Raw genomic sequence first — 15,065 nt, 5'->3', positions numbered from 1 at the left:
GAAGTCCGATTTAAAGGTTGAAGCAGTATTGCCTACATCACAGACGAGAATCGAAGTTAAGGCTAAATGTAGCCGGTAACAGATGACTCAGACCACAAATATTTTGAGATCTGGGAAATGATCCGTCATGTTCGATGTTCGTTCAGAACCTTTAAGTTTGTGCGATATGTTTGTGTGGGTCACTATTAGGTGTCACACCCATGAAACGTATGTTGATTAATGCAACTCACGCAGAAGAAGTCCGCGTTGCACTTATCACTGGTAATCGTCTTTACGATTTTGATTTAGAAAATCGTACCCGAGAACAGAAAAAATCCAATATCTATAAAGGCCATGTAACCCGCGTAGAACCTTCTTTAGAAGCTGTGTTTGTTGAATATGGCGCAGGCCGTCAAGGCTTCTTGTCTATGCGCGAAATTGCGAATAGTTATTTCCAAGCAGACCCGCGACAAACTTCAAACATTCGTGAACTCATCACTGAAGGTACTGAATTACTTGTTCAGGTTGAAAAAGAAGAACGTGGTAACAAAGGCGCAGCCCTTTCTACATTCATCTCACTCGCAGGACGTTATTTGGTTCTTATGCCAAACAACCCGAAAGGCGGTGGTATTAGCCGTCAAATTTCAGGTTCTGTACGTGAAGAATTAAAAGAAATTTTAGCTTCTTTAAATTTACCTCGCGGCATGAGTGTTATTGTGCGTACCGCAGGTATTGGCCGTACTCAAGAAGAATTACAGTTAGATTTACAGCATTTGCTTGACCTCTGGGCACAAATCCAAGGCACTGCAAGTTCTGGTCCGTCTCCAATGCTTGTTCATCAAGAAGCTGGCGTAGTTACTCGTGCCATCCGCGACTACTTACGTGATGACGTTGCAGAAATTTTAATTGATAGCGAACAAGCTTATAACGAAGCGTATAACTTTGTTAAAGCAGTTATGCCACGTCAATTAGACAAACTTAAAACTTATACTTTAAACGAGCCGTTGTTTGCTCATTTTGGTATTGAAAGCCAAATTCAAACTGCTTACGAGCGTGAAGTAAAACTTCCTTCTGGTGGTTCAATCGTAATTGACCAGACTGAAGCTTTAGTTTCAATCGACATTAACTCTGCGAAATCGACTCGTGGACATGACGTTGAAGAAACTGCGCTTAATACAAACCTAGAAGCAGCAGAAGAAATTGCTCGCCAACTTCGTCTTCGTGACATTGGCGGTTTAGTTGTTATCGACTTCATCGATATGACTAAAGAACGCAACCAACGCATGGTTGAAGCAAAACTTCGTGAAGCAACACAAAGCGACCGTGCACGTATCCAGTTTGGCCAACTCTCTCGTTTTGGCTTAATGGAAATGAGCCGTCAACGCTTACGCCCATCACTTGAAGAAGCAACTGGATATGTTTGCCCACGCTGTCATGGCACGGGTATGGTGCGTGACTTACGTTCACTTTCGCTTTCAATTATGCGTAAAGTAGAAGAAATTGCACTTCGTGAACGTCATGGTGAAGTACAAGTAGAAGTTCCTGTTGAAATTGCAGCATTCTTACTCAATGAAAAACGCCATAGCCTTGTTTATTTAGAACAAACTTCTGGTGTTCGTGTGACTGTTTTACCTCACCCGCACTTAGAAACACCTCACTATGAAATTCAGTACAATCCAGATGGATTTGCACCATCTAGCTATGAGCGTACAGAAGCAACTCGTTCAAGTGAGAAAGAGTTAGGTTATGAATCTTCTGAATGGCATTTAGAAGAAGCTGATCATGGCCATGCTCATGCAGCTCCTGCTGCAAATAACGCAGCTGGTCAAAAGAAAGCAAATCAAGCAGCTCAACCTTCTGCTGCTCAGCCAAGCACTCAAAAAGCAGCAAGCCCTCTCGCATGGTTAGAGAACCTTTTTGTTCAAAAACAAGCTAAAACTATTGATCAATCTCGTTCAGCACAAAATGCTGCTGCGACAATTGAACAAATGGTCAATACTGGCGCTGTAAGCCGTGGCCAGTTTGGACAAGTTACAGTACCGCCAGTTGCTGAAACTGTTGCAGCTCCATCTAATAATGCTTACATTTCACAGTCTCCTGCTAAACAGGAAGTTCGTGAAAATGTTGAAAAAGACGATAAAGTACAACAACGTCCAAACAACAAAAAACGTAAGCACAAAGAGCAACGTGAACAACATCACCATGCTCAAGAGCCACAACAACAGCAACAACCACAACAGGTTCACGAAGAAGTTGTACAGTTATCACGTCAAGAACAACGTGAGTTAAAACGTCAACAAAAACGTCAGCACCCAGATCAGTCACATCAACAACATCAAAATGATGGACAACAAACTGAAAATGCCGTGCCGCGTCGTGACCGTAATAATCAACAACGTCCGAACCGTCCAAATCGCCACCGCGATCCAAGTGTATTGAATGAAAATCAAAATGCACCGGCGGCACCAGTAGTTGTTGATGAGAAACAAATTAAGGTTGATTTGATTGATGCTCCAAAGCATGAAGTCATGAATACAGCCTTAGTAATCAATGTTGATCAGGCACAAAGCGAAATTATTGCTTTGACTCCAGAGCAACCTGTTGAACGCACTGAAACAGCACCTGTTGTTGAAGTTGCTCAAGAGCCCGCTCCAGCACCTGTTGCAGTTGTAGAAGAAGCAGTCCCTGCCAAAGCAGAAGAAACTACTCCTCCTGCAGACAGCAAAGCTCAACCGCAAATTCAACGTGCGAGCAATGACCCTCGTATGCGTCGTCGTGAACAACGCAACGCGAAACGTGCTAAAGCTGCGGTACCATCTATTGCCCCATCGCAAATTCCAACGTTGGCGCAATATACGATTGGTAGCTTGATTCGTCATGTTTATGGTGAAGACTGCACAGTATTGATTGAACAGTTTGGTTTAGTTCCAACATTCAATCGTGCATTGCAGAAGTTTGCTGAACAGTACGCTAGTACGCTAGCAACAGAAGTCGTGTCTGATGCTGAAGACAAAAAGCCTGTTACTCGTGATGCAGAGCTTCCAAGCAACAAGCCATCACAAGAAGCAGAGCCTGCGCCTGTACTTGCATTGACGCCACAAAAAGAGCAAACACCACGTGTTGCTAATGATCCACGTGAGCGTCGTCGTTTAGCAAAACTTGCTGCTGAACAAGCTTTTGAGCAAGTTAAACAACAACACGCTGCACCAGAAGAAGCTGCACCTGTAGCTCCAGCTGTTGAAGAAACGGTTGTTGCTCCTGCTGCTGAAACACAAGCACCTGTTGAGTCAAAACAACAACCGCTTGAGCTTGATCAAGTGGCTGAAGTAGCTCAAAGTGAAACAAACGCAGAAGAAACACCAGCGACAACAGTAGTTGAAGCTCCGGTTGTTAAACAGCCTAAAGCATCTGCAAGAGCAAAAGCTGCCGCAGAACAGGCTGTAGCACCAACAGAAGCTACTACAGAAGTTGAATCAGACGATTCTAAGGCAGATCAGGACAAACCAAGTCGTCCTCCTCGTCGCCCTCGTGGTCGTCCACCAAAGAAAGCAAATCCTGTAGCTGAGTAAATCATTTGCTCAATTGCAGCTAATTTAAACAAACCTAGTCATTTCGATGACTAGGTTTTTTTTGTTATTTTTAACCAATTAGGTTGATTGCACTAGAAGAAAAGTTTTAAAAGCATGGTGAACCATGAAAAACACTGTACTTTTGCCAACGCAACCTTTTTTGGATTGATCGAAAAATAAATAGGATTGATATGAGCCAGACAACACAGACCGATATCATTACGCTTGGTGATGTTGCAACAAGACTTCCTAGCTTCATTCCCAAAGTACCCCATATCCTGAATGGTCTTAAACAGGCTTACTTAAGAACAGCAAATACACCAACGGGATTAGGTGTAGCTTTTGAAAAAGCTGTTAAGCGAAATCCGCAAGGCATTGCTTTATTATTTGAAGATCAAAGTTATTCATATGAAGCTTTAAACGAATGGGCTAACCAGATTTCTCACTATTATCTATCTCTTGGCGCACAAAAAGGTGACGTGATTGCCGTAATGGTTGAGAATCGTTCTGAACTTATCGCTACGATTGTAGGTTTAGCTAAAATTGGGGTAACAATTGCACTTGTTAATACCTCTCAAGTAGGTAAGGTCCTCGCTCATAGTATCAATCTTGTAAAACCAATTGCCGTCATTGCAGGTGAAGAAGTTCGAGCGGTCATTGATGAAATCCGTCAGGACTTAAATGTTCCTAAAGACCGTTTCCATTGGTTTGCAGATCAGGCTACACGTCAAAATGCGGGAACAGCACCTCAAGGTTATGCCAATCTTGCAATAGAAATTGATCAATTTCCAAAATTTAACCCATCGACTACGCAATCTGTTCATGGAAATGATGGCCTGTTTTATATTTATACTTCGGGCACAACAGGTTTACCAAAGGCTGTTATTTTCAAACACAGTCGCTGGACACTTGCCTATGGCACCTATGGTCACATTTTAAACCTTGGCCCAGATGATGTGATGTATGTAACTTTACCGCTTTACCATGCAACAGGTGTCGTAGTTTGCTGGTGTGGTGTGATTGCGGGAAGTTCGACCCTTGCAATTCGACGTAAATATTCAACCAGCGCATTCTGGAAAGATGTTCAGAAATTTAATGCCTCTGCAATTGGCTACGTAGGAGAGCTTTGCCGTTACTTAATGGATGCCCCTCCTACAGAAATTGACCGTGCCCACCGCGTAACCAAAATGATCGGTAATGGCATGCGTCCAAACATCTGGGATAAGTTCAAACAACGTTTTGGTGTACAAGAAGTTCTTGAGCTTTATGCATCAAGTGAAGGCAATGTCGGGTTTAGTAATATTTTTAACTTTGACAACACAGTAGGTTTCTCTCCTACGCCATATGCCATTATTGAGTTTGATAAAGAGAAAAATGAACCTGTCCGCGATAAAAAGGGCTGGTGTAAAAAAGTTAAAGCCGGTGAAATTGGTTTGCTAGTGGGTAAAATTACCAGTCGCTCGCCTTTTGACGGTTATACAGACCCAGAAAAGAATAAATCTGTGATTATGAAAGATGTCTTTAAAAAAGGTGACTCATATTTCAACACAGGTGACCTTGTTCGTAATATTGGTTTCCGTCATGCTCAGTTTGTTGACCGCTTAGGTGATACCTTCCGCTGGAAAGGCGAAAATGTATCTACTACTGAAGTTGAGAACATGGTTTGTGAGTATGACAAGATCGCTGAAGCGGTGGTTTATGGGGTAGAAATTCCAAATACCAATGGTCGTGCTGGTATGGCAGCAATCACACTTGCTGATGGCGCTGAGCTAAATGAGTCTGATTTAACCGAAATGGTGACTATATTTAAAAAATGCCTCCCTGCTTATGCAGTACCCGTGTTTTTACGAGTGCAAGCCAAAGTTGAAACAACAGGTACTTTTAAATATCAAAAGAATAAATTGAAGGAAGATTCGTTTAATCCAAGCAAAACTTCTGAACGTTTACTCGCTTTATTACCTGGTACAAACAGTTATTGTGATGTCACAACTGAAATTTTTGACAACATTCAGGCATATAAATACCGTTTTTAGTTCATTTTTTAGCTAAACAAGAGGAAATCGTGCTTTTTATAGGCAATCATGCAAATGTTTTTGATTTACCTCTTGTGTTAGTTGAATAACTTGCTAAAATACGCGACATCAAAACGATACGGGTCGTTAGCTCAGTTGGTAGAGCAGCGGACTTTTAATCCGTTGGTCCCGCGTTCGAGTCGCGGACGACCCACCACTTATCTGTTTTGAACCTATTTGGGTCGTTAGCTCAGTTGGTAGAGCAGCGGACTTTTAATCCGTTGGTCCCGCGTTCGAGTCGCGGACGACCCACCAAATTCTAAAAAGCCTCTCACTGCGAGAGGCTTTTTTTATTGTTATCTTATTTTAGTTTCATGACTAAAAGATGACGATGCATTTCTTATATAAAATCTCTTTAACCCAATTCATAAAGATTTCTAAGCGTTTAGGAATATAACTTCGGTTCGGATACAAAATATTGAGTGGCAAAGATTGAGCAGTATGTGCACTTAACACTTCAACCAGAGTTCCTTGCTCTATTTTATCCTGAACATCGTAGTATGGAAGTTGAATAATCCCTAGCCCAGCACAAGCTGCAGCAACATAGGCTTCTGTATTATTTACACTTAAAGCACTATCGATCATCACTGTTCCATCTTGATATAAAAATATGCCTTGTTTTTCTCCTACGGCTCCTGCGTAATTAATGAGTTTGTGCTGAGATAGATCTTCTAGTTGTTCAGGAATACCGTATTGTTCTAAATAATGAGGACTTGCACAGTTCACCATAATCAAGTTACCGACGAACTTCGCAATCAAGCTACTATTATCTAGCTGCCCCACCCGAACAACACAATCAATTCCCTTCTCGATCAAATCAGTAATGTCATCTGAGCTATTGAGTTGTAAATAGATATCTGGATAGCGACTATAAAAATCGGAAAGTTCAGGAATAATCACTTGATGCACGATTCGGCTGGGCATTGAAATTTTTAGCGTGCCGCGGTAATGCTGCTTTTGCGTTTGTATGAGTTGTTCGAGCTGTTCATAGTCAAATAATAGATTTTGACATTCAGGCAAGATTCTTTGTCCATCTTGAGTAAGGCTCACCTTGCGTGTAGTTCTATGAAATAAACGTACCCCATAGTGAGTTTCTAATTGTTGAATTGCACTCGTCACTGTAGAGCGAGGTAAATCAAGTTGATTTGCTACTTCACTAAAGCTTTGTCGTTTAGCCACTTCTGAAAAAATAAAAAATTGCTGCAACCGATCCATTTAATTGTTCGTATTTTCTGAATAGTTAAACCAAACTAGCATAATTGATCAAAAATTACCGCCAATCTAGACTAAAAACACATTAAAACAAGTCATCATAGGAACAATCATCATGACAACTCATACTCTGAAAGATAAAGTTGTACTGATTACGGGCGGTGCAAAAAACTTAGGTGGACTTATTAGCCGTAAATTTGCAGAACAAGGTGCAAAAATTGCAATTCACTACAATAGCGCTGAAACTCAAGCAGATGCAGAACAGACGCTCGCAGATGTAACTGCATTCGGTGTAGACGCTGTTTTAATTCAAGCAGACCTAACGGATATTGATAATATTGAAAAGCTCTTCTTAGACACTAAGCAGCATTTTGGCGGAATTGATATTGCCATTAATACAGTTGGAAAGGTTTTAAAGAAATCCTTTTTAGACACCACAGAACAAGAGTTTGATAGCATGAGCGATATCAACTCAAAAATTGCCTACTTCTTTATTCAATCGGCGGGTCGTCATTTAAATGATGGCGGCAAGATCTGTTCAATCGTGACTTCTCTTCTAGCAGCCTACACTGGACTCTATTCAACTTATGAAGGCTTAAAAGCACCTGTTGAGCATTACACTCGCGCTGCATCAAAAGAATTTGGTGATCGTCAGATTTCTGTGACTGCTGTTGCACCCGGACCAATGGATACACCATTCTTTTATGGGCAGGAATCTGCCGAGGCAGTGGCTTACCACAAATCAGCCTCAGCTTTAGGTGGGCTCACCAAAATTGAAGATATTGAGCCATTAGTTCGTTTTCTAGTAACCGATGGTTGGTGGATTACTGGTCAGACGATTTTTGCAAATGGTGGCTACACCACTCGCTAAAATCAAAAAAGCCGCATCTCATAGTGCGGCTTTTACATTGTTTTATTATAAAAACTCTTCTAGTACCGAGTTCAAGAAAATATGTCCCTGCTCTGTACAAGCCAAACGAGAACTATCCTCTACCAGTAGCTTTCTAGCTCGAAGTGAAGTGAGTACCTCATTTAAATGATCTAAGCTTAAGCCTGTACGCTGTTCATATAACTCAGCTTTTACACCATCATTTAGACGTAAAGCATTCATCATAAATTCAAAAGGTAGCTCTTCTGCCTCAATCTTTTTCATTTGCAAATGTTCAGCAGGAACCTTAGCTAAATAGTCTTTTGGCAAACGAGTTTTTTGGAAACGATACACACCATCTGGTCGTGTCACTTTGCCATGTGCACCTGCCCCAATTGCAAGATAATCACCAAACTCCCAATAATTCAAATTATGTGCTGAAGGCAACTCTTTACGCCATGCTGAAACTTCATAATTTATAAAACCATTTGCCTTAAGATATGCCTCACCCTGCTCTTGAATATCTTCAAGCATTTCATCTTGCGGTAAAACGGGTTGAGTACGGAAGAAAACGGTATTCGGTTCAATGGTAAGTTGATACCAACTAATATGAGTGGCACCACTTTCTACAGCAAGCTTTAGATCATAGAGTGCCTGCTCTAGCGTTTGCTCAGGCAAACCATGCATTAAGTCTACATTTACTCGTTTAAAACCAGCCTGCTTTGCTTGTTGAATCGCTTCAATTGCATTGTTTGCAGAATGAATACGACCAAGTTTTTGCAAATGATCAGTATCAAAGCTCTGGACACCAATAGACAAACGATTAATGCCAGCCTCTAAATACCCTGCAAATGGGTCATGCTCTACCGTTCCCGGATTTGCCTCTAAGGTAATTTCGCAGCCATCTTCAAATTTAAGCAATGACTTAAGTTCTGCAAATAACCATACATAACCCTGTGCCGAAATCAGTGAAGGGGTTCCTCCACCAATAAACACACTATGGATCGGACGTCCCTGCGCCATCTCTAGTTGAGTTTCAAAGTCGGCGACCAATGCTTTTAAATAGGTTTGCTCAAGTTCTGACGAAAGTGCTCCGTCTGGTACTGCATGCGAGTTAAAGTCACAATATGGACATTTACGCACGCACCACGGCATATGGATATATAAAGATAGAGGAATAGAAGCAGGGTTTAATACGGCCAAGGAGCAGGTCCAATTTACACAATATTTCTATTTTAACATGACTGCATCAATGGGCTTATGAAAACATACCTTAATTGCTTTAGACTAAATTTAAACATTCTTAAATACTGATAAAAATGATGAAATTCTCTAGTCAACTTTTCCTGATCTTACCCTTAGCTATGGGAATCGGTGTTGCCATGGCTTTTCAGACAGCAATTAATGCTCAACTGCGCGAGCAACTACACTCACCCTTACAAGCAGCTTTATTATCATTTTTCATAGGTACTATTGTTTTAGCGATTATGGTTTTCTTTCAAAGTGCCGAGAAGCCCTCTTTAAGTGAAATATCAAATATTCCTTGGCTTCTTTGGACTGGAGGATTCCTTGGGGTTTATGCAATCAGCATGAGCATTTATACTGCACCTAAGCTTGGTTTTTTAACCTTTACAGGGCTAGTCGTTTTTGGGCAAATCGTTATTTCTATGTTACTTGATCATTTTGGTTGGTTGGGCACAGAAAAGACACCTGTTACATGGCAACGGTTTCTTGGTGGAATCATCATCTTTGTCGGTGTGGTACTCACTTTGCAGCGTTAGCTTCATTTTTTATATTTAAAAAGAGTACCTTTTGTGTCGAATGTCACATCTTTTCGGGCTGAATTAAAACAACTCTTCCACTTAATGCTACCTATTTTAATTACCCAGTTTGCTCAAGCAGGATTCGGGTTAATTGACACTATTATGGCTGGGCATTTATCTGCAACCGATTTAGCAGCAATTGCTGTAGGGGTCGGTTTATGGGTTCCAATCATGCTCCTGTTCAGCGGCATTATGATTGCAACAACACCTTTGGTCGCTGAAGCAAAAGGCGCAAGAAATACAGAGCAGATCCCTGTCGTTGTTCGTCAGTCATTGTGGGTTGCTGTCATTTTAGGTGTACTGGCAATGCTCATTTTGCAGCTTATGCCGTTTTTCTTGCATGTGTTCGGCGTACCAGAGAGCTTACGACCTAAAGCAAGCTTGTTCTTACATGCAATTGGTTTAGGGATGCCAGCTGTCACCATGTATGCAGCACTACGTGGCTATTCAGAAGCATTAGGCCATCCACGCCCTGTCACAGCTATTAGCCTATTAGCTTTAGTTGTATTGGTCCCTCTTAACATGATCTTTATGCATGGATTAGGGCCAATACCTGCATTAGGTAGTGCTGGCTGTGGTTTTGCAACCTCCATTTTACAATGGCTCATGTTGATTACATTAGCTGGCTATATTTATAAAGCTTCGGCTTATCAAAACACGTCTATTTTTGGCCGATTTGATAAAATTAATATGGCTTTAGTTAAAAGAATTTTACAGCTTGGTCTACCAATCGGTTTAGCTGTGTTCTTTGAGATTAGTATTTTTAGTACAGGTGCATTGGTCCTTAGCCCTCTTGGTGAAGTATTTATTGCCGCACACCAAGTCGCAATTTCCGTTACCTCTGTACTGTTTATGATTCCGCTTTCACTAGCCATTGCCTTAACCATTCGCGTGGGAACGTATTATGGTGAAAAGAACTGGGCTGCAATGTACCAAGTACAAAAAATTGGTCTCAGCACAGCAATATTTTTTGCCATATTAACCATGACTTTTATTGCTCTAGGCCGTGAACAAATTATCTCGATTTATACTCAAGACTTAAACGTAGCTCCTGTTGCGATGTATTTACTCTGGTTTGCAATGGCATATCAGTTGATGGATGCATTACAAGTGAGTGCCGCAGGCTGTTTAAGAGGTATGCAAGATACTCAAGCACCAATGTGGATTACGCTCATGGCATATTGGGTGATTGCTTTCCCTATTGGGCTTTATTTAGCGCGTTATACCCATTGGGGCGTGGCAGGTGTGTGGCTAGGTTTGATTATTGGTTTGAGCATTGCTTGTGTTTTATTACTTTCAAGGCTTTATTTAAATACCAAACGTTTAAGCCAAACCTAATAAAAAAGCCGATGAAACATCGGCTTTTTTATTTTATGCAGACTTTGCCCGCGGACTTGCTCCAATTTGCCAGACAAAGGGTAAATCGGTACGGTTCACTTCCCAATCGCCAATGACCTTTTCTTTATAGATGAGTGGATTATGAGAAGAGACTGTTCGTGCATTACGCCAGAAACGGTCGAGTTGTTTAACCTGACTACTTGCCGATGCACCTAAAGCGTTAAATAACTGGCTAGTTAAATCCAATACCAAATTAGAAATCACCACCTGCCCTTGTGCCGACTCAAGCTCGGCATCTACATTAAACTGATGTTCTTTCACCTCTAACTCACTAAAGTGACTTTCATAAGCCTTCTGTAAGGCTTCTGCTGTTTTAATCGTAATTGCTAGACTTCCATAGGCTTGAGCCGAGGCTTTACCCACCACCTGTAAAACTTGTGGGTCGTGACGAACAAGGTCACCATTACCATGACTAAAAATACGCTTTCGCTCACGTATTTCTTGGCTAAAAGTTTCGACCGCGGCATGTGCAATCCCTGTTAGAGTTGCAAGGTGTACTACTTGATAGAAAGCAGTTTGATATTTAAAACGCTGGTCAAATGGAATAAGATGCGATGCTGGTAAATGAACCTGATGCACTTTTAAAGTACCACTGCCCGTTGTCTTTTGACCAAAGCCATCCCAATCATCAATCACACTTACCCCAGTTTCATGGCGATAAATAGCAGCAATCACATGACGGTCATTCACTTCATCGTAAGCAAATAAATCGATCCAGTCAGCAAAAATACTTCCTGTCGAATAGTACTTTTCACCATTCACCACCAAGTTACCCGAAGCATCTTTGGTTACTCGGGTAACGACATCACCAATCTGTACATTTCCAACTTCGGTCCATGCGTTTCCAACTAAATCACCTTGTACAAAACGCTGAAACCAGACTTCCTGCGAATGCTCTTTATGCGCAACTAAACGATCTTCGACAAAAGCAAAGTGTCCACGCAACGCTTGCACAATATTCGAATCTGCTTGCGCCAATTCTGCTAAAAGCTGGAAAAGTTGCGGCAATGACACCCCGTCTCCACCATATTTAACCGGAACACGTACCGCACCTAACTTGAGTTCTTTTAACCATTGAATCGGTTCAAAAGGCAAAATTCGTTCTTTTTCCCGTTGAATTGCACCTTGGGCAATTTTTTCAAAAACTGGACGAAATCTACTTGCTACTTTTTCATAATCGGCGCCTACCGATAGCTCTTCTAATTCAATTTGGGTAATTGTCATCTTTATTCTCCTAATCTTATTTTTTCTTCACTTTAGCTCCATGCATGACGAGGTGGATGGATGCCATTGAGGTAGTAATTACCGACAATGTGATATTTCCAACGCACTGGATCATGCAAGGTATGAGTACGCGCATTACGCCAATGGCGGTCCAGATTAAGCTCTGACAAAGTAGAACGTGTTCCAGACAACTCAAAAAGCTTATTCGCTGCTAAAATCGCAACTTCTGTAGTGAGTACTTTTGCTTCTGCAACTAGTAATGTCGCTTGATTTACCTGCTCTTCTGTCGTGTCGGCAATCGCTTGATCAATCGCATCTCCTGCTAAATCTAATACCGCTTCTGCTGCACGAAGTTTTATTTTTAAATCACCAATGTTTGCAATCGTATAGGGATCATCGCTCGCTTTTTCCAAACCTGAATCGACCCATGCACGGCTATGATTTTTGACATAGTGAATTGTTTCTTCAATGGCGCCACGTGCAATACCAGCGTCGACAGCAGCTTGAATAAATTGTGAAATTGCACCTGCTGGTGTAGGACGTTCGAAAGCCTGATAAATCGGAATTAAATATTCTTCACGTACTGGAACTTGATTAAGTTCAACGGTCCCACTGGCTGTGGTTCTTTGCCCGAAACCAGACCAGTCATTAATAATATTCACCCCAGAAGTTTCCCGAGGAACGAGTGCAGCATAAGGCTGCCCTTGTTCATTCACAGCAACAATTGGAACCCAATGTGCAAGCAATGCACCTGTTGCAAAAAACTTCTTCCCATTAATTTCATAACCATGCTCGGTCTTTTTTAATGTGGTAGTGAGGTCAGCCACCGTTTTGCTATGTTTTTCTGAAAAAGCATTGCCAAAACGAATCCCTCTCAACACTAAGTTAAAGAAGAACTGTTGTTGTTCTGGGCCTGCATCAAGACGTAAATGCTCAATAAAAGCCAAGTGATTTTGGGGAAGCTGTGCAAGAGATGGATCAACACTCGCAATTGTCTTGATGACCTCAGCCAAGGTTCGATATTTGACTTGTGCACCACCAAATTGCTTAGGAACCGTAATGGCCCATAAGCCGCTTTGTGAAAACTGTTGAATTTCATTTAGAGGTAAACGGCGCTCCTTGTCTCGATCGGATGCTTCGTGTGCGAACTCTTGCGCAAGTTGTTTGGCAACCTCAATTGCTTCTTCATCAGAACGAATAATATGCGCATCTTTTGACTGCTCAAACACAGATAAAGGAACCGCCTGAGACCGCCCATGGGCTGAACTTAAACTTGTCATAACTTTTGTTATCTCTATTTTTATTTAACCTGTCATTCACATTAGCACCAAAAAAACAGACACTTTATATATATTAAAGCTTTGTTTATGAAATGGATTTTCACAAGCTTTTCATATTTTTTACTATAAAAATAACATTTTGTTTTTCGAAAATTTTCTTACATGAGATAAACAATTTCATATAGGCTTTTTAAGCTTTGTCACCTATGATCAAAACTAGGCAATATTATGTTGTAGTCAATGAGGTATCGAAGATATGGCAAAGAATGCAAGTTCACCCGGCAAACGATTTATGAAACTTGCAGGAATGACCGCGAGCATTGCAACAAAAACCGTTTCTAACTCGATTCGAAACTTGACCGCAGATGAAGAGCAAAAGCTGGCTTCAAAAACCAAGTTATTTCAAGATATTGGTTTGCAAATTGCCGACACCTTAGGTGAAATGAAAGGCGCCGTCATGAAAGTCGGCCAAATTGCATCTCAATATAAAGATATTTTCCCACCCGAAGTCGCCAAAGCAATTTCAAAGTTACAACGCCAAGCCCCAGCCATGCCTTTTGCTGCCATTCAGCAACAAGTTGAACGTGAGCTTGGAAAACCGCTCAATGTTGCCTTTAAATCTTTTGACCAAGAACCTTTTGCAGCTGCTTCAATTGGCCAAGTTCACAAAGCTACCCTACCTAGTGGCGAACAAGTTGTAGTGAAAGTGCAATATCCGGGTGTTGATGAGGCCTGTGAAAGTGACTTAAAACAAGTGCGTTTAGCCCTTCGTTTAATGGGCGTACTTAAAATTGATAAAAAGCTACAAGATCAGCTTTTTGCAGAAATTCAGGATAGTCTTTCAGCAGAACTTAACTATGAAATCGAGGCTCAAAACCTTGAAGTTTTTAAAACCTTTCATAGCCAGTTAGATGACAAAATTATCATCCCTACTGTTTATAAAGATTACTCTTCAAGACGTATTTTAACCTTGAGCCTCGAACAAGGTGACAGCATTGAAACTGCCAGCGCTTGGCCTATTGAAATTCGAAATACGATTGGACGTCGTTTGATTCGTGCTTTAGGTCAGGAAATGTTCTTTTTAAAACGTTTTCACTGTGATCCTCACCCGGGTAACTTTGCCTTCCGCCAAGATGGCAGTGTCATTATTTATGACTATGGCAGTGTTAAAACACTTTCAAATGAAATTGTGTATAGCTTTAAGCGTTTAGTAAATGCAGCTCGTCATGAAGATATTGAGCTTATTGAAACTGAGTTACTTGAGCTACATTCACTAGCCGAAAAAGGCAAATTCCCGAGCGACCTTTATAAACTCTGGATTGAAGTGTTATTACGTCCGCTTACCACCACTTATGATTTTGCCGAGAACTCATCACATCATGATGGCATGTTGCTTGTGAAAAAATCTTTGAAGTACTGGGATGTCTTTAAGCCTTCACCAGATACCTTAATGGTCAACAGAACCATTTCAGGACACTACTGGAACCTCATTCACTTAAAAGTACATGACAATTTGAATGGACTATTTGAAGAGCTTGTCCCACCTTCTAACTAACTTAATTTACTGATCAATGTAGCCTTCTAGGGGTTACATTGACTTTTTAATTGTTATGTTATAACATTTCTTTAATCAAAAATAA

At 41.1% G+C, this 15,065-nt stretch carries 10 protein-coding genes and 2 tRNA genes; 8 read left to right on the top strand and 4 right to left on the bottom strand.

Going from position 1 to position 15,065, the window contains the following annotated elements; genetic code table 11:
- The first annotated feature begins 200 nt into the window (after nucleotides 1–200).
- From F886_RS04560 to F886_RS04545, 4 genes are all read left to right on the top strand, one after another.
- Nucleotides 201–3,548: an Rne/Rng family ribonuclease gene (locus F886_RS04560; protein WP_005302009.1), complete on the top strand. Its 3,348-nt coding sequence runs from the start codon at nucleotides 201–203 to the stop codon at nucleotides 3,546–3,548.
- Nucleotides 3,549–3,739: 191 nt separating this feature from the next.
- On the top strand, nucleotides 3,740–5,581 hold the full coding sequence (locus F886_RS04555; RefSeq protein ID WP_005302006.1) for a long-chain-acyl-CoA synthetase: 1,842 nt from the start codon (nucleotides 3,740–3,742) through the stop codon (nucleotides 5,579–5,581).
- Between the two features lie 120 nt (nucleotides 5,582–5,701).
- Nucleotides 5,702–5,777, top strand: a tRNA-Lys gene (locus F886_RS04550).
- A gap of 22 nt (nucleotides 5,778–5,799) precedes the next feature.
- A tRNA-Lys gene (locus F886_RS04545) sits at nucleotides 5,800–5,875 on the top strand.
- 63 nt (nucleotides 5,876–5,938) lie between these two features.
- Here the strand turns inward: F886_RS04545 and F886_RS04540 are convergent.
- Nucleotides 5,939–6,835 (bottom strand): LysR family transcriptional regulator, encoded by an 897-nt coding sequence (locus F886_RS04540; protein ID WP_005302003.1) that lies wholly within the window; start codon nucleotides 6,833–6,835, stop codon nucleotides 5,939–5,941.
- A gap of 112 nt (nucleotides 6,836–6,947) precedes the next feature.
- Here F886_RS04540 and F886_RS04535 point away from each other — a divergent pair, with 112 nt between their 5' ends.
- Nucleotides 6,948–7,703, top strand: coding sequence for an SDR family oxidoreductase (locus F886_RS04535; RefSeq protein WP_005301999.1), 756 nt, complete (start codon nucleotides 6,948–6,950; stop codon nucleotides 7,701–7,703).
- A gap of 45 nt (nucleotides 7,704–7,748) precedes the next feature.
- Here F886_RS04535 and hemW read toward each other — a convergent pair whose 3' ends face one another.
- Nucleotides 7,749–8,903 (bottom strand): radical SAM family heme chaperone HemW, encoded by a 1,155-nt coding sequence (hemW, locus tag F886_RS04530; RefSeq protein ID WP_005301996.1) that lies wholly within the window; start codon nucleotides 8,901–8,903, stop codon nucleotides 7,749–7,751.
- A 116-nt stretch (nucleotides 8,904–9,019) separates the two neighbouring features.
- Between hemW and F886_RS04525 the strand changes: the two genes are divergently transcribed.
- Nucleotides 9,020–9,481 (top strand): DMT family transporter, encoded by a 462-nt coding sequence (locus F886_RS04525; RefSeq protein WP_005301993.1) that lies wholly within the window; start codon nucleotides 9,020–9,022, stop codon nucleotides 9,479–9,481.
- 33 nt (nucleotides 9,482–9,514) lie between these two features.
- Nucleotides 9,515–10,861, top strand: coding sequence for a multidrug efflux MATE transporter AbeM (gene abeM / locus F886_RS04520; protein WP_005301990.1), 1,347 nt, complete (start codon nucleotides 9,515–9,517; stop codon nucleotides 10,859–10,861).
- A gap of 33 nt (nucleotides 10,862–10,894) precedes the next feature.
- Here the strand turns inward: abeM and F886_RS04515 are convergent, their stop codons facing one another.
- Together F886_RS04515 and F886_RS04510 are read right to left on the bottom strand one after the other, a co-directional pair.
- Nucleotides 10,895–12,145 (bottom strand): acyl-CoA dehydrogenase family protein, encoded by a 1,251-nt coding sequence (locus F886_RS04515; RefSeq protein ID WP_005301987.1) that lies wholly within the window; start codon nucleotides 12,143–12,145, stop codon nucleotides 10,895–10,897.
- Nucleotides 12,146–12,177: 32 nt separating this feature from the next.
- Nucleotides 12,178–13,425: an SfnB family sulfur acquisition oxidoreductase gene (locus tag F886_RS04510; protein WP_005301984.1), complete on the bottom strand. Its 1,248-nt coding sequence runs from the start codon at nucleotides 13,423–13,425 to the stop codon at nucleotides 12,178–12,180.
- Between the two features lie 256 nt (nucleotides 13,426–13,681).
- Between F886_RS04510 and F886_RS04505 the strand changes: the two genes are divergently transcribed.
- Complete coding sequence (locus F886_RS04505; protein WP_005301979.1) at nucleotides 13,682–14,980, top strand: ABC1 kinase family protein; 1,299 nt, start codon at nucleotides 13,682–13,684, stop codon at nucleotides 14,978–14,980.
- The last annotated feature ends 85 nt before the right edge of the window (nucleotides 14,981–15,065 follow it).

The organism is Acinetobacter sp. NIPH 542 (assembly GCF_000369825.1).
In the GTDB taxonomy this organism is placed as follows: Bacteria; Pseudomonadota; Gammaproteobacteria; order Pseudomonadales; family Moraxellaceae; genus Acinetobacter; species Acinetobacter oleivorans.
The sequence above is the reverse complement of the archived record's forward strand: the minus strand, read 5'-3'. Positions and strand labels throughout refer to the sequence as shown.

What these genes read in the sequence shown, in the direction of transcription:
- F886_RS04505 (WP_005301979.1), top strand. Translation starts at nt 13,682, where the DNA reads ATGGCAAAGAATGCAAGTTCACCCGGCAAACGATTTATGAAACTTGCA.
- F886_RS04515 (WP_005301987.1), bottom strand. Translation starts at nt 12,145, where the DNA reads ATGACAATTACCCAAATTGAATTAGAAGAGCTATCGGTAGGCGCCGAT.
- F886_RS04560 (WP_005302009.1), top strand. Translation starts at nt 201, where the DNA reads ATGAAACGTATGTTGATTAATGCAACTCACGCAGAAGAAGTCCGCGTT.
- F886_RS04525 (WP_005301993.1), top strand. Translation starts at nt 9,020, where the DNA reads ATGATGAAATTCTCTAGTCAACTTTTCCTGATCTTACCCTTAGCTATG.
- F886_RS04535 (WP_005301999.1), top strand. Translation starts at nt 6,948, where the DNA reads ATGACAACTCATACTCTGAAAGATAAAGTTGTACTGATTACGGGCGGT.
- F886_RS04540 (WP_005302003.1), bottom strand. Translation starts at nt 6,835, where the DNA reads ATGGATCGGTTGCAGCAATTTTTTATTTTTTCAGAAGTGGCTAAACGA.
- F886_RS04555 (WP_005302006.1), top strand. Translation starts at nt 3,740, where the DNA reads ATGAGCCAGACAACACAGACCGATATCATTACGCTTGGTGATGTTGCA.
- F886_RS04510 (WP_005301984.1), bottom strand. Translation starts at nt 13,425, where the DNA reads ATGACAAGTTTAAGTTCAGCCCATGGGCGGTCTCAGGCGGTTCCTTTA.